The sequence below is a fragment of the Caulobacter segnis genome, from assembly GCF_029543125.1.
GTDB lineage: Bacteria > Pseudomonadota > Alphaproteobacteria > Caulobacterales > Caulobacteraceae > Caulobacter > Caulobacter segnis_D.
On record NZ_JARQWW010000006.1, the window covers coordinates 76,951 to 101,367 of the forward strand.

24 protein-coding genes and 2 pseudogenes are annotated in these 24,417 nt (G+C 68.8%); 14 read left to right on the forward strand and 12 right to left on the reverse strand.

The window, feature by feature from the left end; translation table 11 throughout:
- Positions 1-49: 49 nt before the first annotated feature.
- The 5 genes from P7B02_RS17455 to P7B02_RS17475 all read right to left on the reverse strand — a co-directional run bounded on the left by P7B02_RS17455 (position 50) and on the right by P7B02_RS17475 (position 7,406).
- On the reverse strand, positions 50-352 hold the full coding sequence (locus P7B02_RS17455; protein WP_277787637.1) for a hypothetical protein: 303 nt from the start codon (positions 350-352) through the stop codon (positions 50-52).
- Complete coding sequence (locus P7B02_RS17460) at positions 349-1,740, reverse strand: hypothetical protein (RefSeq protein WP_277787638.1); 1,392 nt, start codon at positions 1,738-1,740, stop codon at positions 349-351. The genes P7B02_RS17455 and P7B02_RS17460 overlap by 4 nt, the downstream gene beginning before the upstream one ends.
- A 355-nt stretch (positions 1,741-2,095) precedes the next feature.
- Positions 2,096-3,697 carry a peptide chain release factor 3 gene (locus tag P7B02_RS17465; RefSeq protein ID WP_277787639.1) on the reverse strand — a complete coding sequence of 534 codons (1,602 nt, stop codon included), beginning with the start codon at positions 3,695-3,697 and terminating at the stop codon, positions 2,096-2,098.
- A 197-nt stretch (positions 3,698-3,894) separates the two neighbouring features.
- Positions 3,895-5,001, reverse strand: coding sequence for a pyridoxal phosphate-dependent aminotransferase (locus P7B02_RS17470; protein ID WP_277787640.1), 1,107 nt, complete (start codon positions 4,999-5,001; stop codon positions 3,895-3,897).
- 5 nt (positions 5,002-5,006) lie between these two features.
- Positions 5,007-7,406, reverse strand: coding sequence for a TonB-dependent receptor plug domain-containing protein (locus tag P7B02_RS17475; RefSeq protein ID WP_277787641.1), 2,400 nt, complete (start codon positions 7,404-7,406; stop codon positions 5,007-5,009).
- A gap of 450 nt (positions 7,407-7,856) precedes the next feature.
- Here P7B02_RS17475 and P7B02_RS17480 point away from each other — a divergent pair, with 450 nt between their 5' ends.
- From P7B02_RS17480 to P7B02_RS19645, 4 genes and pseudogenes are all read left to right on the forward strand, one after another.
- Positions 7,857-8,273, forward strand: coding sequence for an Ig-like domain-containing protein (locus P7B02_RS17480; protein ID WP_277787642.1), 417 nt, complete (start codon positions 7,857-7,859; stop codon positions 8,271-8,273).
- Positions 8,206-8,373 (forward strand): annotated as a pseudogene (locus P7B02_RS19735) (Ig-like domain-containing protein); the annotation flags it as partial. The gene P7B02_RS17480 and the pseudogene P7B02_RS19735, both read left to right, overlap by 68 nt.
- Positions 8,374-8,470: 97 nt before the next feature.
- Positions 8,471-8,713, forward strand: a pseudogene (locus tag P7B02_RS19640) (Ig-like domain-containing protein); the annotation flags it as partial.
- Between the two features lie 222 nt (positions 8,714-8,935).
- Positions 8,936-10,483 (forward strand): Ig-like domain-containing protein, encoded by a 1,548-nt coding sequence (locus P7B02_RS19645; protein WP_347276666.1) that lies wholly within the window; start codon positions 8,936-8,938, stop codon positions 10,481-10,483.
- A 14-nt stretch (positions 10,484-10,497) separates the two neighbouring features.
- Here P7B02_RS19645 and arsH read toward each other — a convergent pair whose 3' ends face one another.
- Entirely contained in the window at positions 10,498-11,229 is a 732-nt protein-coding gene (arsH, locus tag P7B02_RS17495) for an arsenical resistance protein ArsH (protein WP_277787643.1), read from the reverse strand.
- Positions 11,230-11,283: 54 nt separating this feature from the next.
- Here arsH and P7B02_RS17500 point away from each other — a divergent pair, with 54 nt between their 5' ends.
- The 3 genes from P7B02_RS17500 to arsC are packed head-to-tail and all read left to right on the forward strand — an operon-like array spanning position 11,284 to position 12,727.
- The gene (locus P7B02_RS17500) at positions 11,284-11,640 is read left to right on the forward strand and encodes an ArsR/SmtB family transcription factor (RefSeq protein WP_277787644.1); all 357 of its coding nucleotides are present in this window, start codon (positions 11,284-11,286) and stop codon (positions 11,638-11,640) included.
- Between the two features lie 2 nt (positions 11,641-11,642).
- Entirely contained in the window at positions 11,643-12,317 is a 675-nt protein-coding gene (locus P7B02_RS17505) for an MIP/aquaporin family protein (RefSeq protein WP_277787767.1), read from the forward strand.
- Positions 12,314-12,727, forward strand: a complete 414-nt coding sequence (arsC, locus tag P7B02_RS17510) for an arsenate reductase (glutaredoxin) (RefSeq protein ID WP_277787645.1) — start codon at positions 12,314-12,316, stop codon at positions 12,725-12,727. Before P7B02_RS17505 ends, arsC begins: the two co-directional genes overlap by 4 nt.
- Before the next feature lie 6 nt (positions 12,728-12,733).
- On the opposite strand, the gene P7B02_RS17515 is transcribed toward arsC, so the two are convergent.
- Positions 12,734-14,635, reverse strand: a complete 1,902-nt coding sequence (locus P7B02_RS17515; RefSeq protein WP_277787646.1) for a sensor histidine kinase — start codon at positions 14,633-14,635, stop codon at positions 12,734-12,736.
- Positions 14,622-15,317 carry a response regulator gene (locus P7B02_RS17520; RefSeq protein ID WP_277787647.1) on the reverse strand — a complete coding sequence of 232 codons (696 nt, stop codon included), beginning with the start codon at positions 15,315-15,317 and terminating at the stop codon, positions 14,622-14,624. Before P7B02_RS17520 ends, P7B02_RS17515 begins: the two co-directional genes overlap by 14 nt.
- 185 nt (positions 15,318-15,502) lie before the next feature.
- Between P7B02_RS17520 and P7B02_RS17525 the strand changes: the two genes are divergently transcribed.
- Both P7B02_RS17525 and P7B02_RS17530 read left to right on the forward strand, forming a co-directional pair.
- Positions 15,503-16,192: a hypothetical protein gene (locus P7B02_RS17525; protein ID WP_277787648.1), complete on the forward strand. Its 690-nt coding sequence runs from the start codon at positions 15,503-15,505 to the stop codon at positions 16,190-16,192.
- A 54-nt stretch (positions 16,193-16,246) separates the two neighbouring features.
- On the forward strand, positions 16,247-16,489 hold the full coding sequence (locus tag P7B02_RS17530; protein ID WP_277787649.1) for a hypothetical protein: 243 nt from the start codon (positions 16,247-16,249) through the stop codon (positions 16,487-16,489).
- A gap of 465 nt (positions 16,490-16,954) precedes the next feature.
- On the opposite strand, the gene P7B02_RS17535 is transcribed toward P7B02_RS17530, so the two are convergent.
- Entirely contained in the window at positions 16,955-17,182 is a 228-nt protein-coding gene (locus tag P7B02_RS17535) for a hypothetical protein (RefSeq protein ID WP_277787650.1), read from the reverse strand.
- 116 nt (positions 17,183-17,298) lie between these two features.
- On the opposite strand from P7B02_RS17535, the gene P7B02_RS17540 reads away from it, so the two are divergent.
- From P7B02_RS17540 to P7B02_RS17550, 3 genes are all read left to right on the forward strand, one after another.
- On the forward strand, positions 17,299-17,649 hold the full coding sequence (locus P7B02_RS17540) for a hypothetical protein (RefSeq protein ID WP_277787651.1): 351 nt from the start codon (positions 17,299-17,301) through the stop codon (positions 17,647-17,649).
- Between the two features lie 195 nt (positions 17,650-17,844).
- Positions 17,845-19,221: an APC family permease gene (locus tag P7B02_RS17545; protein WP_277787652.1), complete on the forward strand. Its 1,377-nt coding sequence runs from the start codon at positions 17,845-17,847 to the stop codon at positions 19,219-19,221.
- Positions 19,222-19,588: 367 nt separating this feature from the next.
- The gene (locus P7B02_RS17550) at positions 19,589-19,729 is read left to right on the forward strand and encodes a hypothetical protein (protein WP_277787653.1); all 141 of its coding nucleotides are present in this window, start codon (positions 19,589-19,591) and stop codon (positions 19,727-19,729) included.
- On the opposite strand, the gene P7B02_RS17555 is transcribed toward P7B02_RS17550, so the two are convergent.
- Both P7B02_RS17555 and P7B02_RS17560 read right to left on the reverse strand, forming a co-directional pair.
- Entirely contained in the window at positions 19,726-20,106 is a 381-nt protein-coding gene (locus P7B02_RS17555) for a hypothetical protein (RefSeq protein ID WP_277787654.1), read from the reverse strand. The genes P7B02_RS17550 and P7B02_RS17555 overlap by 4 nt on opposite strands.
- Before the next feature lie 50 nt (positions 20,107-20,156).
- Complete coding sequence (locus P7B02_RS17560) at positions 20,157-20,489, reverse strand: DUF1491 family protein (RefSeq protein WP_277787655.1); 333 nt, start codon at positions 20,487-20,489, stop codon at positions 20,157-20,159.
- A 64-nt stretch (positions 20,490-20,553) separates the two neighbouring features.
- On the opposite strand from P7B02_RS17560, the gene P7B02_RS17565 reads away from it, so the two are divergent.
- Complete coding sequence (locus tag P7B02_RS17565) at positions 20,554-21,453, forward strand: hypothetical protein (RefSeq protein ID WP_277787656.1); 900 nt, start codon at positions 20,554-20,556, stop codon at positions 21,451-21,453.
- 201 nt (positions 21,454-21,654) lie between these two features.
- Here P7B02_RS17565 and P7B02_RS17570 read toward each other — a convergent pair whose 3' ends face one another.
- Positions 21,655-23,346 carry a sensor histidine kinase gene (locus P7B02_RS17570; RefSeq protein WP_277787657.1) on the reverse strand — a complete coding sequence of 564 codons (1,692 nt, stop codon included), beginning with the start codon at positions 23,344-23,346 and terminating at the stop codon, positions 21,655-21,657.
- A gap of 183 nt (positions 23,347-23,529) precedes the next feature.
- Here P7B02_RS17570 and P7B02_RS17575 point away from each other — a divergent pair, with 183 nt between their 5' ends.
- Positions 23,530-24,354 carry a sensor histidine kinase gene (locus P7B02_RS17575; protein WP_277787658.1) on the forward strand — a complete coding sequence of 275 codons (825 nt, stop codon included), beginning with the start codon at positions 23,530-23,532 and terminating at the stop codon, positions 24,352-24,354.
- The last annotated feature ends 63 nt before the right edge of the window (positions 24,355-24,417 follow it).

Here is a 24,417-nt window from a genome sequence, read left to right on the forward strand (position 1 = left end):
CCCTCCCCCCTGTCCCTCTCCCATCAAGGGAGAGGGATATCCTCTTGGCTTACTTGATCCGGATCTGGACCGGGATCTCGACCACCTCGCCGGTGCGCAGGCGGCCGTCGGGGCCGAAGGGGTCGAGGCGGTACTGCGAGGACATCATCAGGGCGGCTTCACCGACGCCCATCTCGGCCGGGCTCTCGGCCATCACCTTGCAGCCTTGCAGGGCGCCGTCGCGCTGGATCACGCAGGACAGCAGGGCCACCGCCATGGTCGGCTCGCTGACCTTCTGGACGCGGGCTTCGGTGTCGGACGGTTGGGCCGGCGTCAGAACTGCGGCGGCGGCGAAGATAAGCGACGCGATCAATGTTTCACTCCCGATTGAACTTGGTTTTGGGCCCGGGCGGCGCGCAGCCGCTCGAGGCCTTGGGCGGCCAGGTCGGTCATCGACCGGGCGCCGTGTTCGGCGAAGACGTCGAAGGCGGTGGCCAGGGCCGTGGCGGCCGCGTCCAGACGGCCTTCATCCCGTCCGGTGATCTCGGCCCGCGCCTCGTACAGGCGGGCCAGGTTCATCTGGGTCACGGCCCAGGCGATGGGGTCCTTGCGGGGCGAGCCGCCGACCAGCTCGATGCGCAGGCCGGCCTCGGCCACGTCCAGCACGGTCAGGTCGCCGGTCAGCTCGGCGCAGCGCGCCAGGCAGACGGCGCGGTTGTTGGCGGCGGCGGCGCGCAGCGGCAGGGTGTGGCAGTTCTTCAGCAGGGACAGGGCCCGGTCGAAGGCGGTGACCGCCTGCTCGAACAGATTCTCGGCCGTGGTGGCCTCCGCCAGGATCTGCAGGGCGCCGCCCAGCAGGACCTGACCACGCGCCCAGTCCAGCGGGCTTTGCTCGGGGCCGAAGTCCTTGGCCGCCTGGACCAGGGTCTCGACGCCCTCGGCCATCAGGACGGTGTCGAACAGGATCTCGCCCAGCAGGGCCTGGGCCGAGCCGCGGGCCATGGCGATGCGGGCCAGGGTCAGGGGCTCATAGGCCGGATCGAGCCCGGCGCCGGCGGCGTCCAGGGTCTCCATGGCGCGGTCCAGCAAGGTCGGCTCGGCGCGCTGGCCGGCGCAGCCGATCAGCAGGTCGGCGCGGGTCAGGCGGTGCTCGGCGGCGGCCAGACGAGCCGACGGACTGCGGCGGCCGACGATGTCGAGGGCGGCCAGGGGCTCGTCATAGGCGCGGGCGGCGATCAGGACGGCCCCCGGCGTGCCGGCGCCCAGGGCGCGGCGGCCGTCGAGGCCGGCCATCAGGGCGGCGGACTGCGGATCGGCGCCGGCGATACGGGCCTTGCCCAGCACGGCCTCGGCGGCGGCGTTGAGGCCCTCGTCCCCGAACAGCTCGGCGCCCAGCATGGCGCAGGCGGCCTGTTCGCAGCGGGCGCGGGCGGCGTCCTTGGTGCGGCGCTCGGCGTCCAGGGTCTTCACGGCGGCCTCGGCCTGGGCGGCGGCCTTGCGCAGGGCGGCCACGTCGCCGGTGCGGCGGGCCACTTCGCGCCAGATCACGGCGGCCTCGATCAGGCGGGCGCCTTTATCCTTGGTGCTGACGCGGCCGGCGGCGATGTCGGCGCTGCGCGCCTCGGCGCTCAGCATGTCGATGTCGAGCAGCTCCAGCAGCGAGGCGTCGCCGCCGGTGAAGCCGTCACGCGGCTGGGCGGCCCCGGTCCTGCCGACCGCCTGGCCGAAGACCCGCTTCCATTCCCGACGAAATTCGAACATCGCGTCCGCTCCGCTCAAGTTGTCCCACGTCGGAACAGCCGACGAGGGGTCAACGCGGCAGGAGCAAAACCGGGTCCGGAAATTTTAACAAGTCATTAAGCTTAACAAAATCGTTGTTAACTATAAATAACGGGAATGAAGGCAGAACGGGGAGCCCGTTAACCACGTTTTCAGTCGTCGACCCAGATTTCGCGGGAATTCGAACGGCGCCGCGTTAACTTTTGGAGAGCAAAAGTCTTAACGCGGGATGGGCGGGTTGTTTCGGGATGGGACAGGTGTTGAATCAGCCGCCCAGTCCCACCCCCTCCACCGCTTCGCGGTTCCCCCCACCCAGAGGGGGAGGATCTGGGGGGCCTTACCCCCGTTCCTTCGTCCGCTCGAAGCGCACTTTCGGGAAGCGCTCGCCCACGTAGCCGATCTCCCAGGACGACTTGGCCAGGAACACCGGCTGGTCGTCGATGTCGCGGGCCATGGCCATCTTGTGCTTGCCGGCGAAGTCCTCGAGGTCGGCCTTGTCGCCGCCGAGCCAGCGGGCCTCGGCGAAGGGGGCGGCTTCGAAGATCACGTCCAGCTGGTATTCGTTGGACAGGCGGTCGGCCATGACCTCGAACTGAAGCTGGCCCACGGCGCCGACGATGAAGTCGGAGCCGATCTCGGGACGGAACAGCTGGGTCACCCCCTCCTCCGCCAGGCCTTCCAGAGCCTTCTTCAGGTGCTTGGCCTTCAGCGGGTCCTTTACGCGGACGCGGCGCAGGATTTCCGGGGCGAAGTTGGGCAGGCCGGCGAAGCGCAGCAGGCCGCTTTCCGACAGGCTGTCGCCCACGCGCAGGACGCCGTGGTTGGGGATGCCGATGACGTCGCCGGCATAGGCGTCCTCCGCCAGTTCGCGGTCGGAGGCGAAGAACATGATCGGCGCGTTGACGCTCATCTGGCGGCCGGTGTTCTGGGCCTTCAGCTTCATGCCGCGGGTGAACTTGCCGCTGGTCAGGCGCAGCATGGCGATGCGGTCGCGGTGGTTGGGGTCCATGTTCGCCTGGACCTTGAAGATGAAGCCGGTGACTTCCTTGTCGCCCGGCTCCACCGCCGTCTCGGCGCCGGCCTTTTCGGCCTTCATGGCCTTGGGCGGCGGCGCATAGGCGCCGATGCCGGCCAGCAGCTGGGCGACGCCGAAGTGGCGCAGGGCCGAGCCGAAGAACACCGGCGTCATGTGGCCTTCGAGGAAGGACTGGACGTTGAACTCCGCATAGCCGCCGGCCACCAGCTCGGCCTGCTCCTCAAGCTCGGCCTTCTCGCCGTCCTCCAGGAACTGGCTGATGGAGTTGCCATTGAACTCGACGGGCTCGGGATGGCCCTCGTCCGGGTCCTGGGCGCCGCCGGTGCGCTTGGCGTAGGGGATGAACTGGCCCGAGCGGATGTCGAGCATGCCCTTGAAGCGGCCGCCCGAACCCGCCGGCCAGAAGAGCGGCGCGGGGTCGAGGGCGAGCTTGGAGGCGATCTCGTCCAGCAGCTCGATGGGGTCCTGGGCTTCCCGGTCCATCTTGTTGATGAAGGTGATGATCGGGATGTCGCGCAGGCGGCAGACCTCGAACAGCTTCAGGGTCTGGGGCTCGATGCCCTTGGCGGCGTCCAGCACCATGATGGCCGCGTCGGCGGCGGTCAGGGTGCGGTAGGTGTCTTCCGAGAAGTCCTCGTGACCCGGCGTGTCCAGCAGGTTGAACATCTTGCCGTCGTGGTCGAACGTCATGACCGAGGCCGAGACGGAGATGCCGCGCTCGCGCTCGATCTTCATCCAGTCCGACCGGGTCCGCCGGTTCTCGCCCCGCGCGCGCACCGCGCCCGCCGCCCGGATCGCCCCGCCGGCCAGCAGGATGTTCTCGGTCAGGGTCGTCTTGCCGGCGTCAGGGTGGCTGATGATGGCGAAGGTGCGTCGGCGGGACGCTTCTTGGGCGGTGCTCATGGGCGCGGGGGGTCGCGCGGTGGGGGCTTAACGTCTAACCCTAAGCATCCAACACACCGTCCCCCCCCCCCGGTTCTGGGGGGTGGGGGCCCGCGCCGGGGTGGGGGGGGCGTGACTGGGCTCAGTGGATGCGGTCGCCCCCTCCACCACCCTTCGGGCGGTCCCCCTCCCCCGCTTCGCAGGGGAGGAGAAGGGGTTCAGGCTTTCACCGCGCCCGGCAGCTCCCGCACGAAGGCGGCCAGCGCTTCCGGCTCGCGGACCGCGATGCGGGCCCATTGGGGATAGGCGTCGCCGAATTGGCGCAGGAGGACGCCCTTGGCTTCGAGCCGCTTGAGGATGGCGGCCGCGTCGGGGCCCAGGTCGGCCCAGACGTAGCTGGCGACGGACGGCTTGGTGCGGATGCCCGCCGCCGTGCAGGCGTCGATGATGATCTGGCGGCCCTTGGCCGTGGTGGCGGCGGCGGCGGCGAGGTACGGGCGGTCCTTATAGGCGGCCTCGGCGGCGACCAGGGCCGGGGTGTTGTGCGAGGTGGCCAGGACGCTGCGGATCTTCATGGCCCGGTCGGGCCGCGCCAGGGCGTAACCGACGCGCAGGCCGGCCAGGCCATAGGCCTTGGAGAAGGTGCCGGCCACGATGACGTCATGGCCTTCGCGGACCAGGTCGGCGACGCTGTGGGCCTCCGGGTTCGGCAGCAGGTCGATGAAGGCCTCGTCGACCACCACCGGGACGGTCTTGGCCGTCTGGCGGCACCAGGCGCGCAGGGCGGCCGGATCGGCCAGCAGGCCGGTCGGATTGTTGGGGTTGCAGACATAGGCCAGCTTCACGTCCGGCCCGAGCCCGGCGGTCATGGCGGCGAAGTCGATCTGGTGGTCGGCGGCCATGGGCGCCCGGCGGTTCGGCAGACCCTGGCGGGCGGCGTACTTGGCGTGGGTGTCGTAGGTCAGGGCCGGCAGAAGCTGGGTCCCGCCCTGCGTCCAGAAGGCGGTGATGAGGGACAGCATCTCCAGCGAGCCGGTGGTGATGACCACGTTCTCGGGCTTGAGGCCGTTCTCGGCGGCGATCTTGGCGATCAGCCGCGTCTCTTCCGCGTGGGGATAGTTGGCGGCGGTGTGGACCACCTTGCGCGCCGCCTCCACGGCCCGCGGGGGCGGACCGTGGGGGTTTTCGGTGATGTTGAGAGGTCCCACCACGGGACTTCCCACGAGGTCCGCAGCCGACGCGGTCTCGGCGAAGATGAGCGAGCCGGCCAGGGCGCCGGAGATGGCGAACAGGCCCGGAAGGTCGCGGCGGCTGCAGGTGCTCATGGTGCTTAGAACTTCACGGCGAGACGGGCGTAGTAACGGCCGCCGTCGGTGTCATAGACGGCGTTGCGCGAGTAGATCAGGCCGCGGGAGGCCTGGAAAGTCGCCTCGTCCGGATACTGGTCGAACAGGTTCTCGGCGCCGACGGTGAGCTTGACGCCTTCGCGCAGCTCCGCCGTCACCGCCAGGTCGACCAGGGCCTGGGCCCCGAAGTCCTGGATCAGGTTCCTGGAGTCCTGGAACTGGGCGTCGGTCCATTCGCCGAAGTAGCGGACGCGGCCCATGATGTTGAACCGGCCGAAGCTGTACTCGGCGGTGACGTTGCCGGTATGCTGCGGCAGGCCGTTCTCGAGGTTCTGCTTGGTCAGCTCCGACACCGCCACCACGGCCTTTTCAAGCTTGGTGTCATTGTAATTGTAGGCGGCGGTCAGGGTCAGGTCCCCCGGCCCCACCGGCATGCGGTAGGAGCCGACCACGTCGATGCCCTGCGTCTTCGTATCGGTCGAATTGACGAAGTAGCTGATGGTGGTCAGCACGTCGGCGCCGGGGACGTTGGCGGCGATGAGCTGGGCGCGGATGGCCGGGGTCACCGTGAAGTTCGGCGAGTTGGCCAAGCGGTCCTTCACCTCGACATTGTAGTAGTCGATGGAGCCGGTGAAGCCGCCCTTGCGGGCGGTGACGCCCAGCGAGATGTTCTGCGACTGCTCCGGCTGCAGCGGCTTGGCGCCGAAGAACACGGCCACCGGATCCAGCGGCGACAGGCGGCCGGTGGTGAACAGGCGCAGGGTCGTGGTGTCCAGGCCCTGCGAGGTGCGGCTGGAGAAGACCTGGGCCGGGGTCGGGGCGCGGAAGCCGGTGGAGAAGGCGCCGCGGAAGGCGATGTTCTCGTTCACGTCGAAGCGGGCGGCCACCTTGTAGTCGGTGGTCGAGCCGAAGGTGGAGAAGTCCTCGTGGCGGATGGCCACGTCAGCCGTGAACTGCTCGGTGATCGGCATGTCGAGGTCGGCATAGACGGCCCAGCTGTCCTGGTCCCATTCGCCGGCCTGGGTCGGGCTGTAGCCCGGGAAGCCGTTGGAGCCCGACGGCAGGCCCGCCGCGGCGCCGGGGCCGATCTGCCAGGAGAACGGATCACCCGCCTCGATCGCATAGGTCTCGACCCGGCGCTCGGCGCCGAAGGCCAGGTTGGCGGGGGCCGCAAGCCAGCCCATGGCCAGGGTCTTGTTGAAGTCCAGGTTCAGGTTCTGCTCTTCCTGGATCAGCGTGCCCGGCTTGAAGTTCTTCGGCGATTGCGGGCCGAAGGAGGCGTTGATCGAGTTGTCGAGGAAATAGCTGATCTCGTCGCGGCCGAAGGAGGCGCTGGCGTTCCAGCTCAGGCCCAGGCTCTCCAGGTCGCCGCGCAGGCCGCCGTTGAGCTGGTAGTCGGTCTCGTCCTGGCCGAACTGCGGCGAGAAGCCGGTCGGGTAGATCGAGCGCAGGTCCCAGCCCGGGAAGACGGTGGTGATGCGGTAGGCGCCGTCCGTGGCCGGGTTGCGCCAGTTGAAGTCGTTGACGCCCCAGCTGTCGGCGTAGGTGGCGAAGCCGTACAGCTCGATCTGGTCGGTGATCGGCAGGGTCAGGTTCAGCGAGCCGCGCAGGACTTCACGGTCCGGCTGGCCCCAGCGCTGCACCGGGTTCGGCACGTTCAGGTTCGGGTTGGCGTTCTGGAAAGCGATGGCGTCGGGACGCTGGCGGGTGCGCGAGGTGGCCTCGCTGTCCACATAGGTCAGGCTGCCGACCAGGCGGCCGCCGTCGCCGATCTCGATGCCGTAGCGGGCGGCGGTCTCGATGGAGCGGCCGTCGCCCTCATAGTACTGCGAGCCCTGGACCGTGCCGTAGAAGCCGAGCTCGTCGGAGAGGATCAGGTTGATCACCCCGGCGATGGCGTCCGAGCCGTACTGGGCCGAGGCGCCGTCGCGCAGCACTTCGATGCGGCCCAGCGCGATGGACGGGATCGAGGCCAGGTCCGGCGCCTGGACGTTGCCGGACAGGAAGGCCGAGCGGTGGAAGCGCTTGCCGTTGACCAGCACCAGGGTGTGGTGGGCGGCCATGCCGCGCAAGGTGGCCGGGCGCACGTACTGCTGGCCGTCGGCGGTGGGGTTGCGCAGGACGTTGAAGGACGGGGTGATGGCCACCAGCTTGTCCGTCACCTGGTCGGAGACGACGTTGGTCAGGGCCTGGGCCGAGACCACGTCCACCGGCGTGATGGCGTCGTAGGCGGTGCGGTCCACCCGGCGCGTGCCGGTGACGATCAGCTCGTCCAGCTGGCTGACGGCGTCGGCGGCGGAAGCGGCCGGAGCGGTCTGTGCATACACAGGCGAGGCGATCGCAGCGGCGAGCGCCGCCCAAGCGGCGGTGGTCTTCAAGGTCATTGGCCCATTCCCCGGGTCATTTTTGGAATGGGCAGGACACCTAGAGTGCGTCTTGGGTCGGTTCCGTGACGGTTAGGGGGACGGATTTGTGAAATTATACGATTTCAGAGATCCAACCTGTCGCTCGAGCACACGATGTCCCGACGTCAATCGCGATTAATATCCATGATCATCGAGCCATGGTATAATCATTTCTGCGCACCAATCAGGTGCGTCGCTCGCTGAATTGGCGATCAAAATTAGAGTCAAAACGGCGAACAGCTATTCGGTGGTCCTTATAGTGAATCGACAATCAGCCACCCGCCTAAGCCATTAAATTCAAAATTCGCCGCAGTTATTCTTACCCATTTTGAGCAATACTGCATTGGCGACTACCCGGCGTAGAGCTAGAAAACTCCGCCATAGGCGGCCGCGCTTCCCCATCCGGGCCGATGCGCTTGCGGAGGCCCCATGGCGAACAACCCGACGGTGACGATCACCAGCGACATCAACGCCCTGAGGGCGGGCGAAACCGCCACGATCATCTTCACCTTCAGTCCGGCCCCGGTGGGCCTCACCATCGGGGCCATATCCGTCACCGGTGGAAGCTTGAGCGGGCTTGCCCCTACGGCCCATTCCAACATCTTCACCGCCCTCTTCACCCCCGATGCGGGCGTGAACAGCGGCGCGGCCAGCATCGATGGCGGACGGCAGCTTTACCGACACCTCAAGCCTTCCCGGCGTTGGGGATACGGTGTCGCTGACCTACGACACCCTAGCGCCGACGGTCACCATCGCCAGCAGCGCCAACGCCCTGAAAATCGGCGAGACGGCGACGATCACCTTCACTTTCAGCGAAGACCCTGGCAGCAGCTTCACGGCGGGTGACGTGACCTACGCGAACGGCACGCTGTCGGCGCTCACGGGGACAGGCCTGACGCGAACGGCGACATTCACGCCTGACGCTGGCGTGAACAGCGCAACCGGCATCATCTCCATAAGCACCGGCGCCTTCACCGACGCGGCCGGAAACAGCAACCTGTCGGGGAGCCCAGCAACCCTGTCCATCGACACCCTCGCCGACGGTCGCCATCAACAGCGACCGCTCGTTCATGAACGGCTCCCAGACGGCGACCATCACCTTCACCTTCAGCGAAGATCTCGGCAACAGCTTCACCTTCAGCGACATCTCCGTCAGCGGCGGAATCCTCGGGCCGCTCAGCGGAACCGGCGTCACCCGCACCGCCACCTTCACGCCGACGCCGGGCATCGAATCCGGCTCGGCCAGCATCACGGTGGCGGCCGGAAGCTACTTCGACGCGGCCGGCAACGGCGGCCCGGCGGGTCTCACACCGCCCCTGACCTACGACACCCTGGCGCCGACGACCACCGGCGCGTCGATCCTTTTCTCCAGCGACCCGCACGACGATCTGATCACGAACGTCCCGCTACAGACCATCACGGGCTTGCTGACGGCCGATCTGACAGCCGGCGAGACCGTCGATGTATCGCTGGACGGCGGACAAACCTGGCTACCGGCGATCTCGGTCGTGGGCGACAAAGCCTGGTCCCTATCCTCAGCGGTCCTGGCCGGCTCGGGCACGATCGCGGTCAGGGTCAAGGACGCGGTCGGCAAAGCGGGCGAGCCCTTCGAGCGGGCCTATCGGATCGACACCACGCTTCCGAGCGTGGCGATCACCAGCAACGTCTCGCACCTGAAGGACGGCGAGACGGCGACGATCACCTTCACCTTCTCGGAGCCTGTCGAAGCCTTCAGCCTGGCCGACGTCAGCGCAACCAACGGAATCCCGAGTTCGCTCACCCAAACCGGCCCGGCGACCTACACGGCCACCTTCACGCCTACCCAAGGCTTCAACGGCCCCGCCGAGATCCACGTAACGGCAGGCAGTTATGTGGACATCGCCGGCAATACACGCGCCCTGACCATCGACAACCTGGCGCCGACGGTGGCCAGCGTGACGGCGCCGCCTGACGACACCTACGTCGCCGACGAGACGCTGGAGTTCACGGTGAACTTCAACGAGGCGACGACGGTCACCGGGACTCCCGCCCTGTCGCTGATCATCGGCGCCCAGACCCGGACGGCGCAGTACGTCAGCGGCTCGGGGACCAACGCGCTGGTGTTCAGCTACACCGTCCAGGCGGGCGACGTGGACACGGACGGGATCGCCGTGGGGACGCTTCAGATGAGCGGCGGGGCCCTGAGCGACCTGGCGGGCAACATCGCCGTCCTGACCCTGAACAACGTCGGCGCGACCGACGGCGTAAAGGTGGACGCGCCCGTGGTGACGCCGCCGGAACCCGAGCCGGAACCCGAGCCGGAACCGGAATACACCGCGCCGGAGATCGTGGAGAACTTCGCGGCGGCGGGCTTCGCGCCCAGTTCGGACAAGGCGCTGATCAGCAACATCACGCTGCCCGACGGCGCGGTGGCCCCAAACCCGGCCTTCGAGACCGCCATGAAGCTGGCCGACCTGATCGCCCGCTTCCAGGCCGGCTTCATTGATCGCGACGGCCTGATCGACGGGGTGGCGGACCTGGCGGCTCCCACCTCCGGCGTGGTGCTTTCGGCCTATCAGTTCTTCACCGGCGCGGTCCCGACCCAGGCGGGCATGGCCTGGCTGATCGACGGCCCGGACAACCCCAACGACCTGACCGACGCCTATTACGCCCGCTTCAACGAGGTGAACCGCTTCATCAACTTCGCGGTCAGCCTGGGCATGGAGGGCGAGGGCCGCGCGGCGTTCGAGGCGAAGTTCGGCGCCCTGGATTTCCAGGCCTCGGTGCGCTTGGCCTACGACATGGTCATCGGCCTGGACGCGGCCCGCGCGGCGGGTGTGGACGTGGACGCGGCCCTGGCCTGGGTCGTCGGGCAAGAGGGCTATTTCGACGCCTTCGCCGGCTCCGACTTGGGCGGCAAGGCGGCCATGATCGGCTACCTGATGCAGGCCGGTTTCGAGGCCCGCGTCGGCCGCTACTACGACGCCAGCCGAGGCTTCCTGGAAGACGCCTTCGACGGCACGCCGACCTATGGCGTGGACCTGGTCGGCGGGCAGCACCTGGGGGGCGAGGGGTAGGGTCGGCGAGCGCTTCAGTCCGCCGTTTCGTGCCGCATGGCTTCGGCGCCAAGGGCCACGTGCTCGGGAATGCGGCCCTCGGCCTTGCGCTCGCTGTACCGATCGACAAGGTAGCCGGCCCGGTCACGGGTGAGCAGGGTGAACTTCACCAGCTCCTCCATCACATCGACCACGCGTTCGTAGTAGCTGGACGGCTTCATCCGGTCGTCGTCGCCGAACTCCTTGTAGGCCATGGCGACCGAAGACTGGTTCGGGATGGTGATCATCCGCATCCAGCGGCCCAGCAGGCGCAGGGTGTTGACGGCGTTGAAGGACTGCGACCCGCCGCTGACCTGCATGACGGCCAGGGTCTTTCCCTGGGTCGGCCGGACGCTGCCGATCTCAAGCGGTATCCAGTCGATCTGCGCCTTCATGATCCCGGAGATGGCGCCGTGCCGTTCGGGGCTGCACCAGACCTGCCCCTCGGACCATTCCGACAGCGCGCGCAACTCCTGGACCTTCGGGTGGTCCGGCCCGGTGGCGTCGGGCAAGGGCAGGTCGCGGGGATCGAATATGCGCGTCTCACACCCCAGGGCTTCGAGAATGCGCGCGGCCTCCTCGATGAGCAGACGGCTGAACGACCGGGCCCGCAGCGATCCGTAGAGAAGCAGGATGCGCGGCGGATGCGCCGACGGCTTAACCGCCTCAAGCCTCTCCATGTCGATCGGGGCGAGGAACCGGGCGTCGAGGGCGGGAAACTGGGTCAAGGGTAGCTCCGAAACGGCGGTTGAGGTTTTCAATATTTCGATCATATTGGAAATATGGAATCAACCACCGCTGTCAACATGCTGTCCGCCCTCGGTCACGAGGGACGCCTGGCCATCTTCCGGCTGCTGGTGAAGGCCGGGCCTGAGGGGGTCGCGGCGGGCGAGATCGCGCGGACCCTGGGCGTGCTGCCGAACAGCCTGTCGGCCAATCTCAACGTCCTGTCCCATGCCGGCCTGATCGGGTCGCGGCGCGAGGGGCGCTCCATCATCTATGCGGCTGACTATGGCGCCATGAGCGGGATGCTGGGCTTCCTGATGGAGGACTGCTGCGGCGGCGCGCCGGAGATCTGCGCCCCGCTGGGCTCGGTCCTGGCGCGGGTGAATGCGTGCGCGCCCGGCGCCCGCTGCTGACCATGACGAGCTTCAGCACGTCCCGAAAGCTCGCCGCCGAGGTGCTGGGCACGGCTCTGCTGCTGGCGGCGGTGGTCGGCTCCGGCATCATGGGCGAGCGGCTGGCCGGCGGGAACACCGCCATCGCCCTGCTGGGCAACACCCTGGCCACGGGGGCGGCGCTGGTCGTGCTGATCTGGGTGTTCGGCCCGATCTCCGGCGCGCATTTCAATCCGGCGATGACGCTGGTGGCCGCGTTGCGCCGGGACATGCCCTGGCGGCTGGCCCTGGCCTACCCGCCGGTTCAGGTCACGGGCGGCGTGTTGGGCGTATGGGCGGCGCACGCCATGTTCGGAGAGCCGATCCTTCAGGTCTCGACCCGGTTGCGGGATGGCGGGCCGCAGGCCTTCTCGGAGGTCGTCGCGACCTTCGGACTTGTCGGTGTGATCCTGGGGACGGTGCGCTTTCGGCCGGAAGCCACGGCGCTGGCGGTGGGTCTCTACATCACCGCCGCCTACTGGTTCACGGCGTCGACGTCCTTCGCCAATCCAGCGGTGACGGCGGCCCGCAGCCTGTCGGACACCTTCGCCGGGATCGCCCCATCCAGCGCCCCCGCCTTCATCCTCGCTCAGCTTGTCGGCGCGCTGCTCGGGGCGGCGGTCTTCGGCTGGCTGCTTCAAGTGGAGAAGACCTCATGAGCGACGCCGACTTTCCCATCGTGATCTTCCACAACCCCGCATGCGGCACCTCGCGAAACACCGTCGCCATGGTCGAGGCCGCCGGCTATGCGCCGGAGGTGGTGGAGTATCTCAAGGCGGGCTGGACCCATGACCAGCTGCGGGAGCTGGCCGGAGCGGCGGGCCTGACCTTCCGTCAGCTGATGCGGGAGAAGGGCAGCCCCGCCGACGACCTCGGCCTGCTGGCGGACGAGGTGTCCGAGGACCGCATCCTGGACGCCATGGTCGCCCACCCGATCCTGGTGAACCGCCCCCTCGTGGCGACGCCGAAAGGGACAAGGTTGTGCCGCCCCTCTGAGCTCGTGCTCGATCTGCTGGAGCGGAAGCCGGAGACCTTCACGAAAGAGGACGGCGAGGTCGTCAGACTCTGACGCCTCCTACCCCTTCGTCACCGGCAGGCTCAGCACCAGGCGGCTGCCTTTGGTCACGGGCTCCCAGATGACCATGGCGCCGATGGCGTCGGCGCGGCGGCGTTGGTTGGCGAGGCCTCGGCCGGCGGCGGCGCGGGCGGGGTCGAAGCCCTTGCCGTCGTCCTGGATGCTGACCAGGACGCGGTCGCCCTCGGTGCGCACGGCCACGGCCACCTGGCGGGCGCCGGCGTGCTTCAGGATGTTGGCGAAGGCCTCCTGGACGATGCGTAGGATGTGCAGGGCGTGACGCTGGTCCAGCCAGTCCAGGGGCGGCGCCTCGCCCACGCTCCAGGTCAGCTTGACCCCCGCCGCCTGCAAGCGCGGCTGAAGCCGGAAGCGCAGGGTGGCGAGGAGGAGCAGCAGGTCGGTCTCCACCGGCTCCATGGAGTCGATGGTCAGCTTCAGGTCGTCGATGCAGGCGCGCAGGATGCCCACGGCGTCCAGGTCGTCGGCGCGGTCGTTCTCGAAGGCGCGCAGGGCGGTGACGAGGCTGGAGCCCAGGCCGTCGTGCATGTCCTGCATCAGGCGCTGGCGCTCCTGGTGGAGGAGTTCGCGGTGCTCGATCTCGCGCAGCTGGGCGTGGCTGGCGGTCAGCTCGGCCTCGCGCTTGGCCAGGCGGGCGGCCAGATCGGCCTTGGCCCGGGTCGCGGTCTCCAGCGCCTCGGTGTAGCGGCTGAACATGATGTACCAGAACAGCAGGGTGAACCCGACGCCCGTGAAGTTGGTGAAGAACACGCTTTCGATGTTCACCAGGTTCTGCTGCAGGCCCAGGTCATAGATGCCGGCCAGCAGGGTCACGATGCACCACACCGACAGCAGCATGGCGAAGTGCGACCGCGCCTTGTGTGACTGGACCACGCCGTTGAAGCCGACCACCAGCCCCAGGACGATGACGTTGGCGTAGATAGGCGCGGCGATCAGCGTCGCATCCAGCAGGCCCGGCAGGGTGGCCAAGCTCCAGAACAGGGTGTTGGCCACGGTGGTGGCGGTGAGGATCGGCTGCCGCGCCCGGTGAAGCTGTCCCGCGAACAGGTGCAGGACGGTCAGCATCCAGAACAGCGAATTGACCGTCAGCCAGCCGAACCAGGCGTCGGAGACGAACAGCGGATGCGTGCCCACGAAGGTGTGCAGCATCCGCGCGAAGCAGACCACCGACATCAGGAAATACAGCAGGTAGATCGGCTCCTTCCGCCGGGTGAACCAGACGGACAGGGCGAAGACGCCGGTGGCGAGGAAGGCGACCGATACGAAGGCCGTCAGCCGCACCTGGAAGAAGTCGCGCAGATAGTAGTGCGGGGCGAGCTGGCGGTAGTCGCCGATCCAGACGGAGGAAAACGCCCCCCCGATGCCGCGGACATGCTGCAAGCGGATGTCGAGAGTCCTGGGCGGATGATCGGCGTCGCTGCGGGGCAGAGCCACCCACACCGGCTGGTTGGAGCCGTTCCATTGCAGGTTGGCGTGGGTCTGATGGATCAGCTTGCCGTCGGCGTAGATCGATAGGGAGCCGTCGGATTTCCAGCGCGGGGCGAACAGATAGAGCTGCCGCCCGTCGTCGGGCAGCGGCGGGACAGCCATGGCGTACCAAGTGACGCGGGTGGCGATGCGGTCCGGATCGGCCTCGGCGGTGGGGGTCCAGTCCGGCTTGGGCGCGTGGGGCATGGTCACGGGGCGGCCGCCCGCGCGGAGCTCCGCCGGGGTGACGGCGGGGGCGCGCTGATAGCCGACTGTCTCGACGACCGTCATGCGGGCGGCGGTGATCCGCTCTCCCCCCGCCTGGGCCTGGATGAGGCAGAGGCCCACGGCCAGGGCGACAGTCGCCGCCCCCCAGGCCGCCCATCTGCGCCAGCGGCGCGGGCTAGAGGAGGCCATAGGCGCGGGCCTCGAACACCGCCTCGGTCTTCGAGCGGACCTCCAGCTTGGCGTAGATGCGGCGCACGAAGGTGAGGACCGTGTTGCGCGACACGCCCATCAGCTCGGCGATCTCCTCGAAGGAGAAGCCACGGGTGATGAGTTGCAGCGCCTCCTTTTCGCGCTCGGACAGGCTGGGGACGCCGGACTTGATGTCGGCCCCCTCGGAAGCCGGCTCTTCGGGCGCGGCCTTCTCGTCGGGGCGGAAGCGCATCAGGACCTGGCGGGCGATGCGGGGGCTGATCGGGCTGCCGCCAGCGTGCAGGACGCGGATGTCCTCGGCGATGGTCGGCAGGGGGCTGTCCTTCAGCAGATAGCCGCTGGCCCCCGCCTCGATGGAGGCGATGACGTGACGCTCGTCGGCGAAGGTGGTGGCGACCATGATGGCGCAGTCGGGCCAGCGGGCGTGGGCCTCGCGGATCACCTCGATGCCCGAGGCGTCGGGCAGGCCCAGATCGACCACCAGGACGTCGGGCGACGGCCCGTCCATCAGGGCGCGCGCCTCGGCGGCGGTGGCGGCGACGCCGACCATGGACAGGTCGCCGGCCTCGGCCAGGGCCGTGCGGAACGCCTGTTGAAAGGCGACGTCGTCCTCGACCAGGACGACCTTGAGCGGCGTCGGCGACGCGGGCTCCATACTCATCGTGCCTCTTCGCACCCCACAAACCCTTGCAAGGACAGCCATCGCAGACCGCGCGCGAGAGCGTGTCATCACAAGTTGCGACAGAGCGAACATTGCTCTGGCAGCGCTTGCGCGGCAACTAGGCGTCCGTCAACGGCCGGCGTTCGGATACGGCCTCACCAACGGCGAGCGCATTAGGGGGCGCAATGACCGACGGACGCACGAACACGATCACGCGCCTGGCCGACCACCGGCCCGGAGCGCTGCCGGCCGCGCCGGTGTTCTTCGCCTCACGCCTGGTCTGCGAAGACTGGCAGGAGAAGGTGGTCGAATACTGCGCTCTGGACAGCCAGGGGGAGGTGAAGCTGCAGGTCTCGGTGACCTGGAACGCCGAGCCGTTGCACCCGGGTCTGTGGACCCCCACCGCCTCGGCCCTGGCGGCGGTGCTGCTGATCGGCCAGCTGTTCGACCACGAGCGCGTGGTGGTGGCCCACCTGCTGGACGACGAGGCCCTGCAACCCCTGCGCGTCGAGGCGCGGGAGGTCGAGATCATCGAGATGCGCGAACTGCTGGGCCGCCGCGACCTGCGCAAAGGAACGCCGGACCTAGAGGACCAAATCGCCATGCTGCGCTTCGACCCCGGCCGGCCCGACAACGCCTATGGCGACGCCCTGCTGCTGAAGACCTGCTGGGCGTTCGTGGAGGCGCGGCTGCGCAAGGCCCCGGCCCTGCTCTCCCCGCCCCCGCCGCCGGGCGCGTCGAGTCCCCTGTCGCCTGGCCAGGCCCTGAGCCTGCCGCATCGGATGCATGTGCCGGGCTGGTTCTGGGGCCTGGGCGCCGCCATCGCGGTGCAGCTCCTGGCGCTGAGCGCGCCTTGGCTGTTTCCGGGGGGATAGGGCCCGGCTTGGTGAAGCGGCCCTTCGCCGATAGGTTGTTCGTCGGAGGGGCGCATGACCAAGGAAATCTGGTGGAACCACCGGTATGTCGGGCGCCGGCTGAAGGCGTGGCCGGTGAATGCCAAGGGCTGGGCGGCGCTGTTCGGCATCGTGACTGTCGGCCTCGCCATACCGCTCGGCTGCGGGCTGGCCTTTGGCAAAGACGCGGCCTTCATCGGCTTGCCGGTCGGCCTGGCGGTGACGTTTGGCTCGGCCTACTGGGTGCTGTTCAACCGCAGCCGCCGCGTACCGGATTGAGGCTCGCATACACGCCCCAATTTCCGCTCATCCCGGCGAATGCCGGGATCCAAGCTGACTCTCCGGATCGATCCGCCACCTATGCGACTAGCTCTGGCTCGGCTTGGGCCCCGGCCTTCGCCGGGGTGAGCGGTGGAAAAATGCTCCCCGAATTCGCCTCTCAGGCGACAGTGCTTCGCCCCCGCTCGATCAGCCCGTAAGACCCGCGACGCCTGCCGGCGCGACAGCGCCACGCAGATCAGACGGCCGCCGCCCCACCGCGGGGCCGTCTGCCCCCAACCGCCGGAGCGCGGGCGGGTAAAGTGCAGCAACACTTTATAACCCAAGGCATTGCGCGCGCCGCCTATGGTGACGGTCCTGGCCGCGAGGTCAGGCACTGGGGGCGTAATTCCCAGGGGGCGCGGTCACCCCACAGCTTTGCAAGAGCTCGACCCGCCGCGCCCCATGCGCCCTGAACGCCGGACGTCAGCGGAAATTCCCGGCCCGCCAATTCTTCCAGAAGTAATAGCCGCCGACCACAAGCCCGCTGGTGAGCAGCCATGTGATGCCGACCCCCTTGCCGAACAGCGCGGTCAGCAGCGACGTTCCCATGGGCACAGCCATGACCGGCCAAGGCACGGGCTGGCGGCCGTAAGACCACACACTCTTCGGCTTTCGCTCCCAAGGGCGGGTCGAGGGATCGTTGGAGATCATGGCGCGATACAACCTTTCGGCGAAATAGCCGTCAAGGCGCGGCCCGCCGGAATTACCACACTGTAACTTGCGGCCCTGGGGAGCTCCGGCCACGCTTCGCGGCGAAGGAGACGCCTATGCTGCTTGCCGCCTTGGCCCTGTCGGGCGCGCTTTCGACGCCGCCCGCTGATGTTCTGGCGATGAACGGACGATGGTCGGTGGATTTGTCGGTCAAGGCCGACGAGCCGTACATCAAGGCCATGAACCTCGCGCTTCAGCCCGACGGCAGCGTGACCGGCGACTTCTACGACAGCACCATCGAGGCCGGCCGCTGGAAGAAGAAGGGCGAGCGGGTCTGCGTCTCGTTCCGCACGACCGACGGCAAGGGCCCGTACCACACCGCCGCCTGCCTAACCGGAGCGACCATCCAGGGCCAAACCTGGGCGGAGCACCGCAACTTCGTGTTCCTCTGGTCGGCCGCGCGGTAGGGGCTGGCTGACCTGCCCCCACTCCGCTCACCCGGCGAAGGCCGGGGTCCAGATGACGAGGCTCGGCGCTCTACGACCTGGGCCCCGGCCTTCGCCGGGGTGAGCGGTTGAAGAGCGAGTAAGTCAGCAGCGCTTCCCCCACCCCGTCCTCCAGCCTATAAGCCGCGCCTTCATCACGGGCCGGGATCAGCACCCATGCAGCTCAGCGATCTTTTCCGCCGCAAGCCGATCGGGGGCGAGCCGGACAGTCTGCATCGGACCATGGGCCTGCTGCAGCTGGTCATGCTGGGCATCGGGGCGACCATCGGGACGGGGATCTTCGTGGCCCTGACCACCGCCGTGCCGGAAGCCGGCCCGGCGGTGACCGTGGCCTTTGTGGTGGCGGGGATCACGGCGGGGCTGACGGCCCTGTGCTACGCGGAGCTGGCTTCGATCATCCCGGCGTCGGGATCGGCCTATTCCTACACCTACGCCACGCTTGGCGAGTTCGTGGCCTTCATCGTCGGGGCGTGCCTGCTGCTGGAGTACGCGGTGTCGACCTCGGCCATCGCGGTGGGCTGGGGGCAGTATCTGAACGAGCTTTTGTTCGACGTGGGCGGCTGGCGGATGCCGGACGCCATCGCCCAGCCGCCCGGCGCGGGAGGGGTGGTGAATCTGCCGGCGGTGTTCCTGGTGCTGATGTGCGCGGTGCTGCTGCTGCGTGGGGCGAAGGAGAGCATGCTGGTCAACGCCATCCTGGTGGTGGCCAAGCTGGCGGTGCTGGTGTTCTTCATCGTCATGGCGTTCACGGCGTTCTCGGCCGAGAACCTGCGGCCGTTCGCGCCGCTGGGCGTGGCGGGGATCGGGGCGGCGGCCAGCTCGATCTTCTTCTCCTATATCGGCATCGACACGGTCTCGACGGCGGCGGAGGAGGTCAAGGATCCCGAGCGCAACCTGCCCCTGGGCATCGTGCTGTCGCTGGTGATCGTCACCGGCATCTACATCCTGGTGGCCTTGGCCGCCGTGGGGGCGCAGCCCTGGACGCAGTTCGAGGGACAGGACGCGGGGTTGGCGGTGATCCTGCGCAACATCACCGGGGCGTCGTGGCCGTCGCTGGTGCTGTGCCTGGGGGCCATCGCGTCGATCTTCTCGATCACCCTGGTGACCATCTATGGCCAGACGCGGATCCTGTACGCCATGAGCCGCGACGGCCTGATGCCGCACTTCATGCAGACCCTGGACCGGCGGGGCGCGCCGCGGCTGAACACCATCGTGGTGGCGATCACCATCGCCACCCTGGCGGCGCTGGTGCCGCTGGACGTGCTGGTCAACCTGACCAGCATGGGGACGCTGATCGCGTTTGGGATCGTGTCGGCGGCCGTGCTGATCCTGCGGCGGACGCGGCCGGACCTGCCGCGCAAGTACAAGGTGCCGCTGTTCCCCCTGCTGCCGTTGGCGAGCGTCGGGTTCTGCCTGTACCTGATCGTCAACCTGCCGTGGGACACGTACCTCCTGTTCGGCCTGTGGATCGCGGTCGCTTGCGCATTCTACTTTGCCTACGGGTTCCGCAACTCGAAGCTGGCGCGGCGCTAGGGCCGGGTCGGCATCCGCAAACTGGGCCACAAGGCGGCCCATGCCCCTCACCCTCCACTCCGTCACCATAGGCCTCGTGCCTAGGGCCCAGACACTCCGTATCCGCCGATGCGAACCCGGAGCTTCAGCCGCGTATGGGTCATCGCCACAAGGGCGAGGATGACGGGGTTTGGTTGGGTCGAGTGTGCGCCCGAAAGAGGATGAGCGGCTTGTTGGGGTACGTTCGGGGGTAGGCCGCCCGGACGCGCGACCATGACCCGCGTCAAACCGGCGTTTGAAAGCCCTCTAGCCAGAAGGGTTATTTGGAGTCATCGTTCCTTCATCGGAAGAGGCCCGACAGAGGCCCGCCGTCCAGGAGGATCGACATATGGCCTATGTGCCCCACGACCATCATCTCGCGCCCCGTCGCAAGGGGGACCTGCATCCGTCGGCCTGCCTCGGCCTGGGCTTCGCCCTGCTCGCCGGACTGGCGATCGGGATTCACATGTTGTTCGAGGTGTTGTTCTAGGCCGCGAAGCGCTGCCAGACGGCCTTGTCGGCGTCGATATTGGTGAGGACGCCGGCCTTCTGGCGAGCGTAGAGGCCGGCCATCATCTCAACGCCCAGGCTGGCGTAGCGGACGGCGACCTCGTCATGCGGCACGCCGCGGGCCAGGGCCACGAACAGGGCGGCGTTCACTTCCGGCTGTTTATAGACGATCAGGGCGGCCAGGCGGTGGGCCCGCTCCACGGCCTTTCGCTGCAGCAGGGGTTCTTCCGAAAACAGCTCCTGGCCCAGGCGGCTGATGGCGTGCAGGTTCAGCGCGCCCAGTTGGGCGACTGAAAGCGGCGGCGCGAGATCGGCCGCGTCCAGGCTAAGGACCACGTCGTTCAGAAGGAAGAGCATGATGAACGCATCATGCCCAAGCAGGCTTTCGGTCTGGTTTAGGAAGGCGGTTAACGCGTCTCCACAGGTTCGACCAGAAAGTGGCGCCCCTCGGCGTCCTCGATCTCCACCACCCAGATGTCGGGGTCGATGCGGGCGGAGCGTTCGATATAAGCGTCGAGGTCCGGCTCCAGGGTGGACCACACAGGCTGCATCCACACCCGCTCCCCGTCGCCGCGCGTGGCTTCGCTGAACAGGCGGGCGGAGCGTTCGCGCAGGTTCACCGCCTTGACCAGCACGGCGCCGGCCTGGGGGTCGCCCTTGCGGGAGACGGCGGCGAAGGCGCCCTGCTGCTGGGCGCGGCGGATGAGAGCGCCGACCCAGATGTCGGTGGAGAGAAGCATTGGCTATCGCGATCCCGGCGGGGCGGTTAAGCAGGACCTACAGCATAGGTGATCCGCCGCCCCCATGACGAGCCCGCGCCGCATCCTGACCCTCGCCGCCGCGATCGGCGCCGCCTTGGGGACGTTCGCGAGCGGGGGGACTGCGCGGGCGGCCTCGGCCCTGGACCTCTATTACGAGCGGACGGTGATGCTGGCGGCGGACGGACGCTGCCGGCTGTTCACGCCGCAGATGCGGGCGGCCTTGGCGTCGGGCCAGGCCCAGGCGCGGGGCGCGGCCCTGCGCGCCGGGGCGACGCCGGACCAGATCGCGGGCGCGGCCGGACGGGCCCAGGCGGCGGCGGGACGGGCGGCCTGCGCGTCGAAGGACATGCAGACCGCCGCCCGCCGGGTGCGCGACGGGTTCGAGGGCTATGCCCGGCTGATCATGCAGCGCTATCCGGGGGACATCGCCGCCTGGACCGCCGACCGCTCCGTCTCGCAGGAGCGCGGGGTGTGGCGGCTGTCCCAGCCGGCCAGCTTCGGCGCCGACCGGATGATCTTCGGCCTGACCACCACGGCGGGCGGGGCGCGCACCACCCTGGCGGCGGTCGTGGCCTTCGCCGACGACGCCCGCCCCTTCACCGCCCGCATCGTCATGCGCGACATCGGCAAGACCGGGACGCCCTATCTGAGCCTGGGCGGCAGCAAGGCGCCCCTGGCCGTGCGCCTGCCGCCGCGCAGCGCCACCCGCGCCTTCCTGGCCGAGGCGCGCGGCGGGGCGGAGCAGGCCCTGCTGCCGCCGGGGACCAAGCGCGGCATGAGCTTCCGTTTCCCCGAAGCCGCGGCCCGCGCCATCGAGGCCCTGGACCCGCGCGAAGCCATCGCCGTGGAGTTCGTCTTCGCCGGTCCGCGCGGGGACGTGGTGCGGACGGCCTACATCGAGGTGGGCGACTTCGCGGCGGGGCGGGCGTTTTTGGTGAGATAACCCCCTTCTCCTGCCCCACTCGTGGGGAGGAGGAGCGCGCTCTAAATCTCCGTCATCCTCGCCCTTGTGGCGAGGACCCAGAAACGGCTGAGGTTCAGGTTCGCGGGACGGCGCCGCCGCGCTTCACCATTCAATGCGGAGTCTCTGGGCCCTAGGCACGAGGCCTAGGGTGACGAAGTTTGTGGTGGGAGAGGCTACGCTTCACCGCCCCGGCGAAAACGCCACGACGTTGCCGCCCATGGTCGGGGGGGCGGAGGGTTTGAGGCCGATGGCGACGGGGAGGCGGACGGTCACCGAGGTGCCGGAGCCGACGACGCTTTCGATGTGCATCTCGCCGCCGTGCAGTTCGGCGAACGCGCGGACGAGGGACAGGCCGAGGCCGGTGCCCTGGGCCTTGCGCTCGTTGTCGCCGGCCTGTTCGAAGGGCTTGCCCAGGCGTTCCAGGTCGGCGGGCGAGATGCCCACGCCGCTGTCGGCGACGATCAGTTCGAACATGTCCTCGTAGATCGCCGTGGAGACGGTGACCGAGCCCTTCTTGGGCGTGAACTTGAGGGCGTTGGAGATCAGGTTCAGGGCGATCTGCTTGATGGCCCGGCGGTCGGCGTCGACCTCCATCACCTGGGCCGGCAGGACGCCGCGCAGCTTGACCCCCGCGCCGTCGGCCTGGACGCGCATGAGGCGCAGTGCGGCGGAGACGGCCTCGCGGGCGTCGAAGATCTCGCGCGAGAGCTGGAAGCGCTCGGCCTCGATCTTGGACATGTCGAGCACATCGTTGATCAGGTCCAGCAGGTGGGCGCCGGACTCGTGGATCAGCTCGCTGTACTCGGCGTAGCGGTCGGGCAGCGGGCCGAACATCTTGGCGCGCATGATGTCCGAGAAGCCCATGATGGCGTTGAGCGGGGTGCGCAGCTCGTGGCTCATATTGGCCAGGAAGCGGGCCTTGTTGGCGGCGATGGCCTCGGCGTCGGCGCGGGCCTGTTCGAGCACCGCCTCGCGGGCGCGATCGGCGGTGGCGTCGCGCAGGCTGGCGACGAGGCCCCCTTCCCGCCCGACGCGGATCGAGGCGGCGATGGTGCGGTCGAGCGCGCCGGCGGGGCTGAAGTCCAGCTCGGCGGCGCCGTCGGCCAGGGCCTTGCGCAGGGCGGCCTCCATGCGGGGGCGGTCCTCGATGGCCATCGACAGGGCGAGGCCGCCGGCCAGCAGGGCTTCGGGCTCCACGCCTTCAAGGGCGTCGCCGAAGGCGGCCTGGACGCGGCCGTCGAGATCGACCGCCAGGATCAGGTTCGGCTGCGCCTGCATGAGGGCGTTGAGGCGGTAGGCCGTGGTGAAGTCGCGTGCGCCCTCGGCGGTCAGGCCGCGGCCGTGCAGGATCAGGCCGGCCGCGAAGCCGAGGGAGATGGTGCCGAGCGCCAGGGCGCCGAGCCACAGGCTGTTCACCCCCGGCGGCACCACCGGCGCAAAGCCGGCCAGGGGCGCGAGGATGGCCAGCGCCGCGACCATCAGCGACAGGGACGCGCCCTGGGCCAGGCGGGCGGGACCGCCCAGCAGGGCGGCGGCGGCGGCGGGGGCCAGGCACCAAGCGGCCAAGGGGCCGGAGGCTCCGCCCGTCAGCAGGACGGCGCAGGCGGCGCCGAGGGCCCAGATCCCCAGCAGGGTCGAGCGAAGACGCGGCGTGTCCATCCAGGCCAGGGTCAGGCCCGCCAGGGCCGGGGCCGCGCCGCCGGCCAGGGCGCACAGCAGCCAGCCCGCCGCGCCGGGCGCGCCGGCGATCAGGCCCGCCGCGGCCAGCACCGTCACCGCCAGCCACGCGCCATGCCAGGCGGCCGCCCGCGAGCCGGCGACAGCCGTCGCCCGGCGGGAAGGTCCCTGGTTCTGGAGAGCGTGATCTTTCACGGCGCTGGTTCGGTTAATGGTTAACCCACTGGATAATAAGCATTCCGGCCGGATTCTGCACGCCGCACAACCCCGGAGCGATCCCGTCGAACCCCGGTCGTCCGTTTCTCTGTGGACGGAAACGGATTCGTAAGCGCGAGGGCGCATGGTCGCATCAATGCTTAATGGGGGCCAGAACGGTCCATGTCTGAAAAAGGCGCCCGCGCGGTGCTGAACGAGAACTACGGCGTCGAGACGCCCGCGCCCGTCGCCTCCCGGCCGACGGACAGCGCGGCCGCGCGCCTGCAGCGCATGTCGGCCCGGCGCCAGGCGGCGCTGGATGACCAGAAGCGCTCCTTCCTGCGCATGGTCAGCCACGAGCTGCGCACGCCGCTCAACGCCATCATCGGCTTCTCAGAGATCCTGTCGTCGGAGCTGTACGGACCCCTCGGCCAGCCGCAGTACCAGGAGTACGCCAAGCTGGTTCACGAAAGCGGGCACCGCCTGCTGCGGTTGGTGAACCAGATCCTGGAGATCGCGCGGCTGGAAGGCCACGTGGTCGACCTGACCCTGGCGCCCGAGGCCCTGGCCCCGGCCCTGGATCAGGCCGCCGAGCCCGTGCGCGCGGAACTGGCCGCCCGCGGGGCGCGGCTGGAGGTGATCGGGGTTGGTCCCGAACTGGAGGTGCGCGCCGACCCGCGCGGCCTGCGGACCATCATCGGCAACCTGCTGCAGAACGCCATGGCCCACTGTCCGTCCGGTGCGCCCGTGATCGTGCGGGCTGAACGCGACGGCGACATGATCGAACTGTCCATCGAGGACTGCGGCGACGGGGTCGATCCGCTGGACATTCCCCGCCTGCTGCGCCCGTTCGAGCAGGGCGAAAGCACCCTGAGCCGCGCGGCCGAAGGCGCGGGTCTTGGCCTGCCCATCGTGCAACTGCTGTGCGACGCCATGGGCGGAACGCTGCGGATCGTCTCGGCCAAGGGCGAGGGCCTGAAGGCGGTTGTGAGGCTGCCGGCGGTTTAGGGGCCTAAATCCTCCCCCTTGGGGGAGGTGTCCCAAAGGGACGGAGGGGGCATTCTGAGTCAG

Excerpts from the sequence above, each read along its gene's own strand:
- P7B02_RS17515 (WP_277787646.1), bottom strand. The coding sequence starts at position 14,635 with ATGGCCTCCTCTAGCCCGCGCCGCTGGCGCAGATGGGCGGCCTGGGGG.
- P7B02_RS17505 (WP_277787767.1), top strand. The coding sequence starts at position 11,643 with ATGACGAGCTTCAGCACGTCCCGAAAGCTCGCCGCCGAGGTGCTGGGC.
- P7B02_RS17500 (WP_277787644.1), top strand. The coding sequence starts at position 11,284 with ATGGAATCAACCACCGCTGTCAACATGCTGTCCGCCCTCGGTCACGAG.
- P7B02_RS17550 (WP_277787653.1), top strand. The coding sequence starts at position 19,589 with ATGGCCTATGTGCCCCACGACCATCATCTCGCGCCCCGTCGCAAGGGG.
- P7B02_RS17540 (WP_277787651.1), top strand. The coding sequence starts at position 17,299 with ATGCTGCTTGCCGCCTTGGCCCTGTCGGGCGCGCTTTCGACGCCGCCC.
- P7B02_RS17470 (WP_277787640.1), bottom strand. The coding sequence starts at position 5,001 with ATGAGCACCTGCAGCCGCCGCGACCTTCCGGGCCTGTTCGCCATCTCC.
- P7B02_RS17465 (WP_277787639.1), bottom strand. The coding sequence starts at position 3,697 with ATGAGCACCGCCCAAGAAGCGTCCCGCCGACGCACCTTCGCCATCATC.
- P7B02_RS17525 (WP_277787648.1), top strand. The coding sequence starts at position 15,503 with ATGACCGACGGACGCACGAACACGATCACGCGCCTGGCCGACCACCGG.
- P7B02_RS17520 (WP_277787647.1), bottom strand. The coding sequence starts at position 15,317 with ATGAGTATGGAGCCCGCGTCGCCGACGCCGCTCAAGGTCGTCCTGGTC.
- P7B02_RS17565 (WP_277787656.1), top strand. The coding sequence starts at position 20,554 with ATGACGAGCCCGCGCCGCATCCTGACCCTCGCCGCCGCGATCGGCGCC.
- P7B02_RS17575 (WP_277787658.1), top strand. The coding sequence starts at position 23,530 with ATGTCTGAAAAAGGCGCCCGCGCGGTGCTGAACGAGAACTACGGCGTC.
- arsC (WP_277787645.1), top strand. The coding sequence starts at position 12,314 with ATGAGCGACGCCGACTTTCCCATCGTGATCTTCCACAACCCCGCATGC.
- P7B02_RS17560 (WP_277787655.1), bottom strand. The coding sequence starts at position 20,489 with ATGCTTCTCTCCACCGACATCTGGGTCGGCGCTCTCATCCGCCGCGCC.
- P7B02_RS17530 (WP_277787649.1), top strand. The coding sequence starts at position 16,247 with ATGACCAAGGAAATCTGGTGGAACCACCGGTATGTCGGGCGCCGGCTG.
- P7B02_RS17535 (WP_277787650.1), bottom strand. The coding sequence starts at position 17,182 with ATGATCTCCAACGATCCCTCGACCCGCCCTTGGGAGCGAAAGCCGAAG.
- P7B02_RS17475 (WP_277787641.1), bottom strand. The coding sequence starts at position 7,406 with ATGACCTTGAAGACCACCGCCGCTTGGGCGGCGCTCGCCGCTGCGATC.
- P7B02_RS17555 (WP_277787654.1), bottom strand. The coding sequence starts at position 20,106 with ATGCTCTTCCTTCTGAACGACGTGGTCCTTAGCCTGGACGCGGCCGAT.
- P7B02_RS17480 (WP_277787642.1), top strand. The coding sequence starts at position 7,857 with ATGGCGAACAACCCGACGGTGACGATCACCAGCGACATCAACGCCCTG.
- P7B02_RS17545 (WP_277787652.1), top strand. The coding sequence starts at position 17,845 with ATGCAGCTCAGCGATCTTTTCCGCCGCAAGCCGATCGGGGGCGAGCCG.
- P7B02_RS17460 (WP_277787638.1), bottom strand. The coding sequence starts at position 1,740 with ATGTTCGAATTTCGTCGGGAATGGAAGCGGGTCTTCGGCCAGGCGGTC.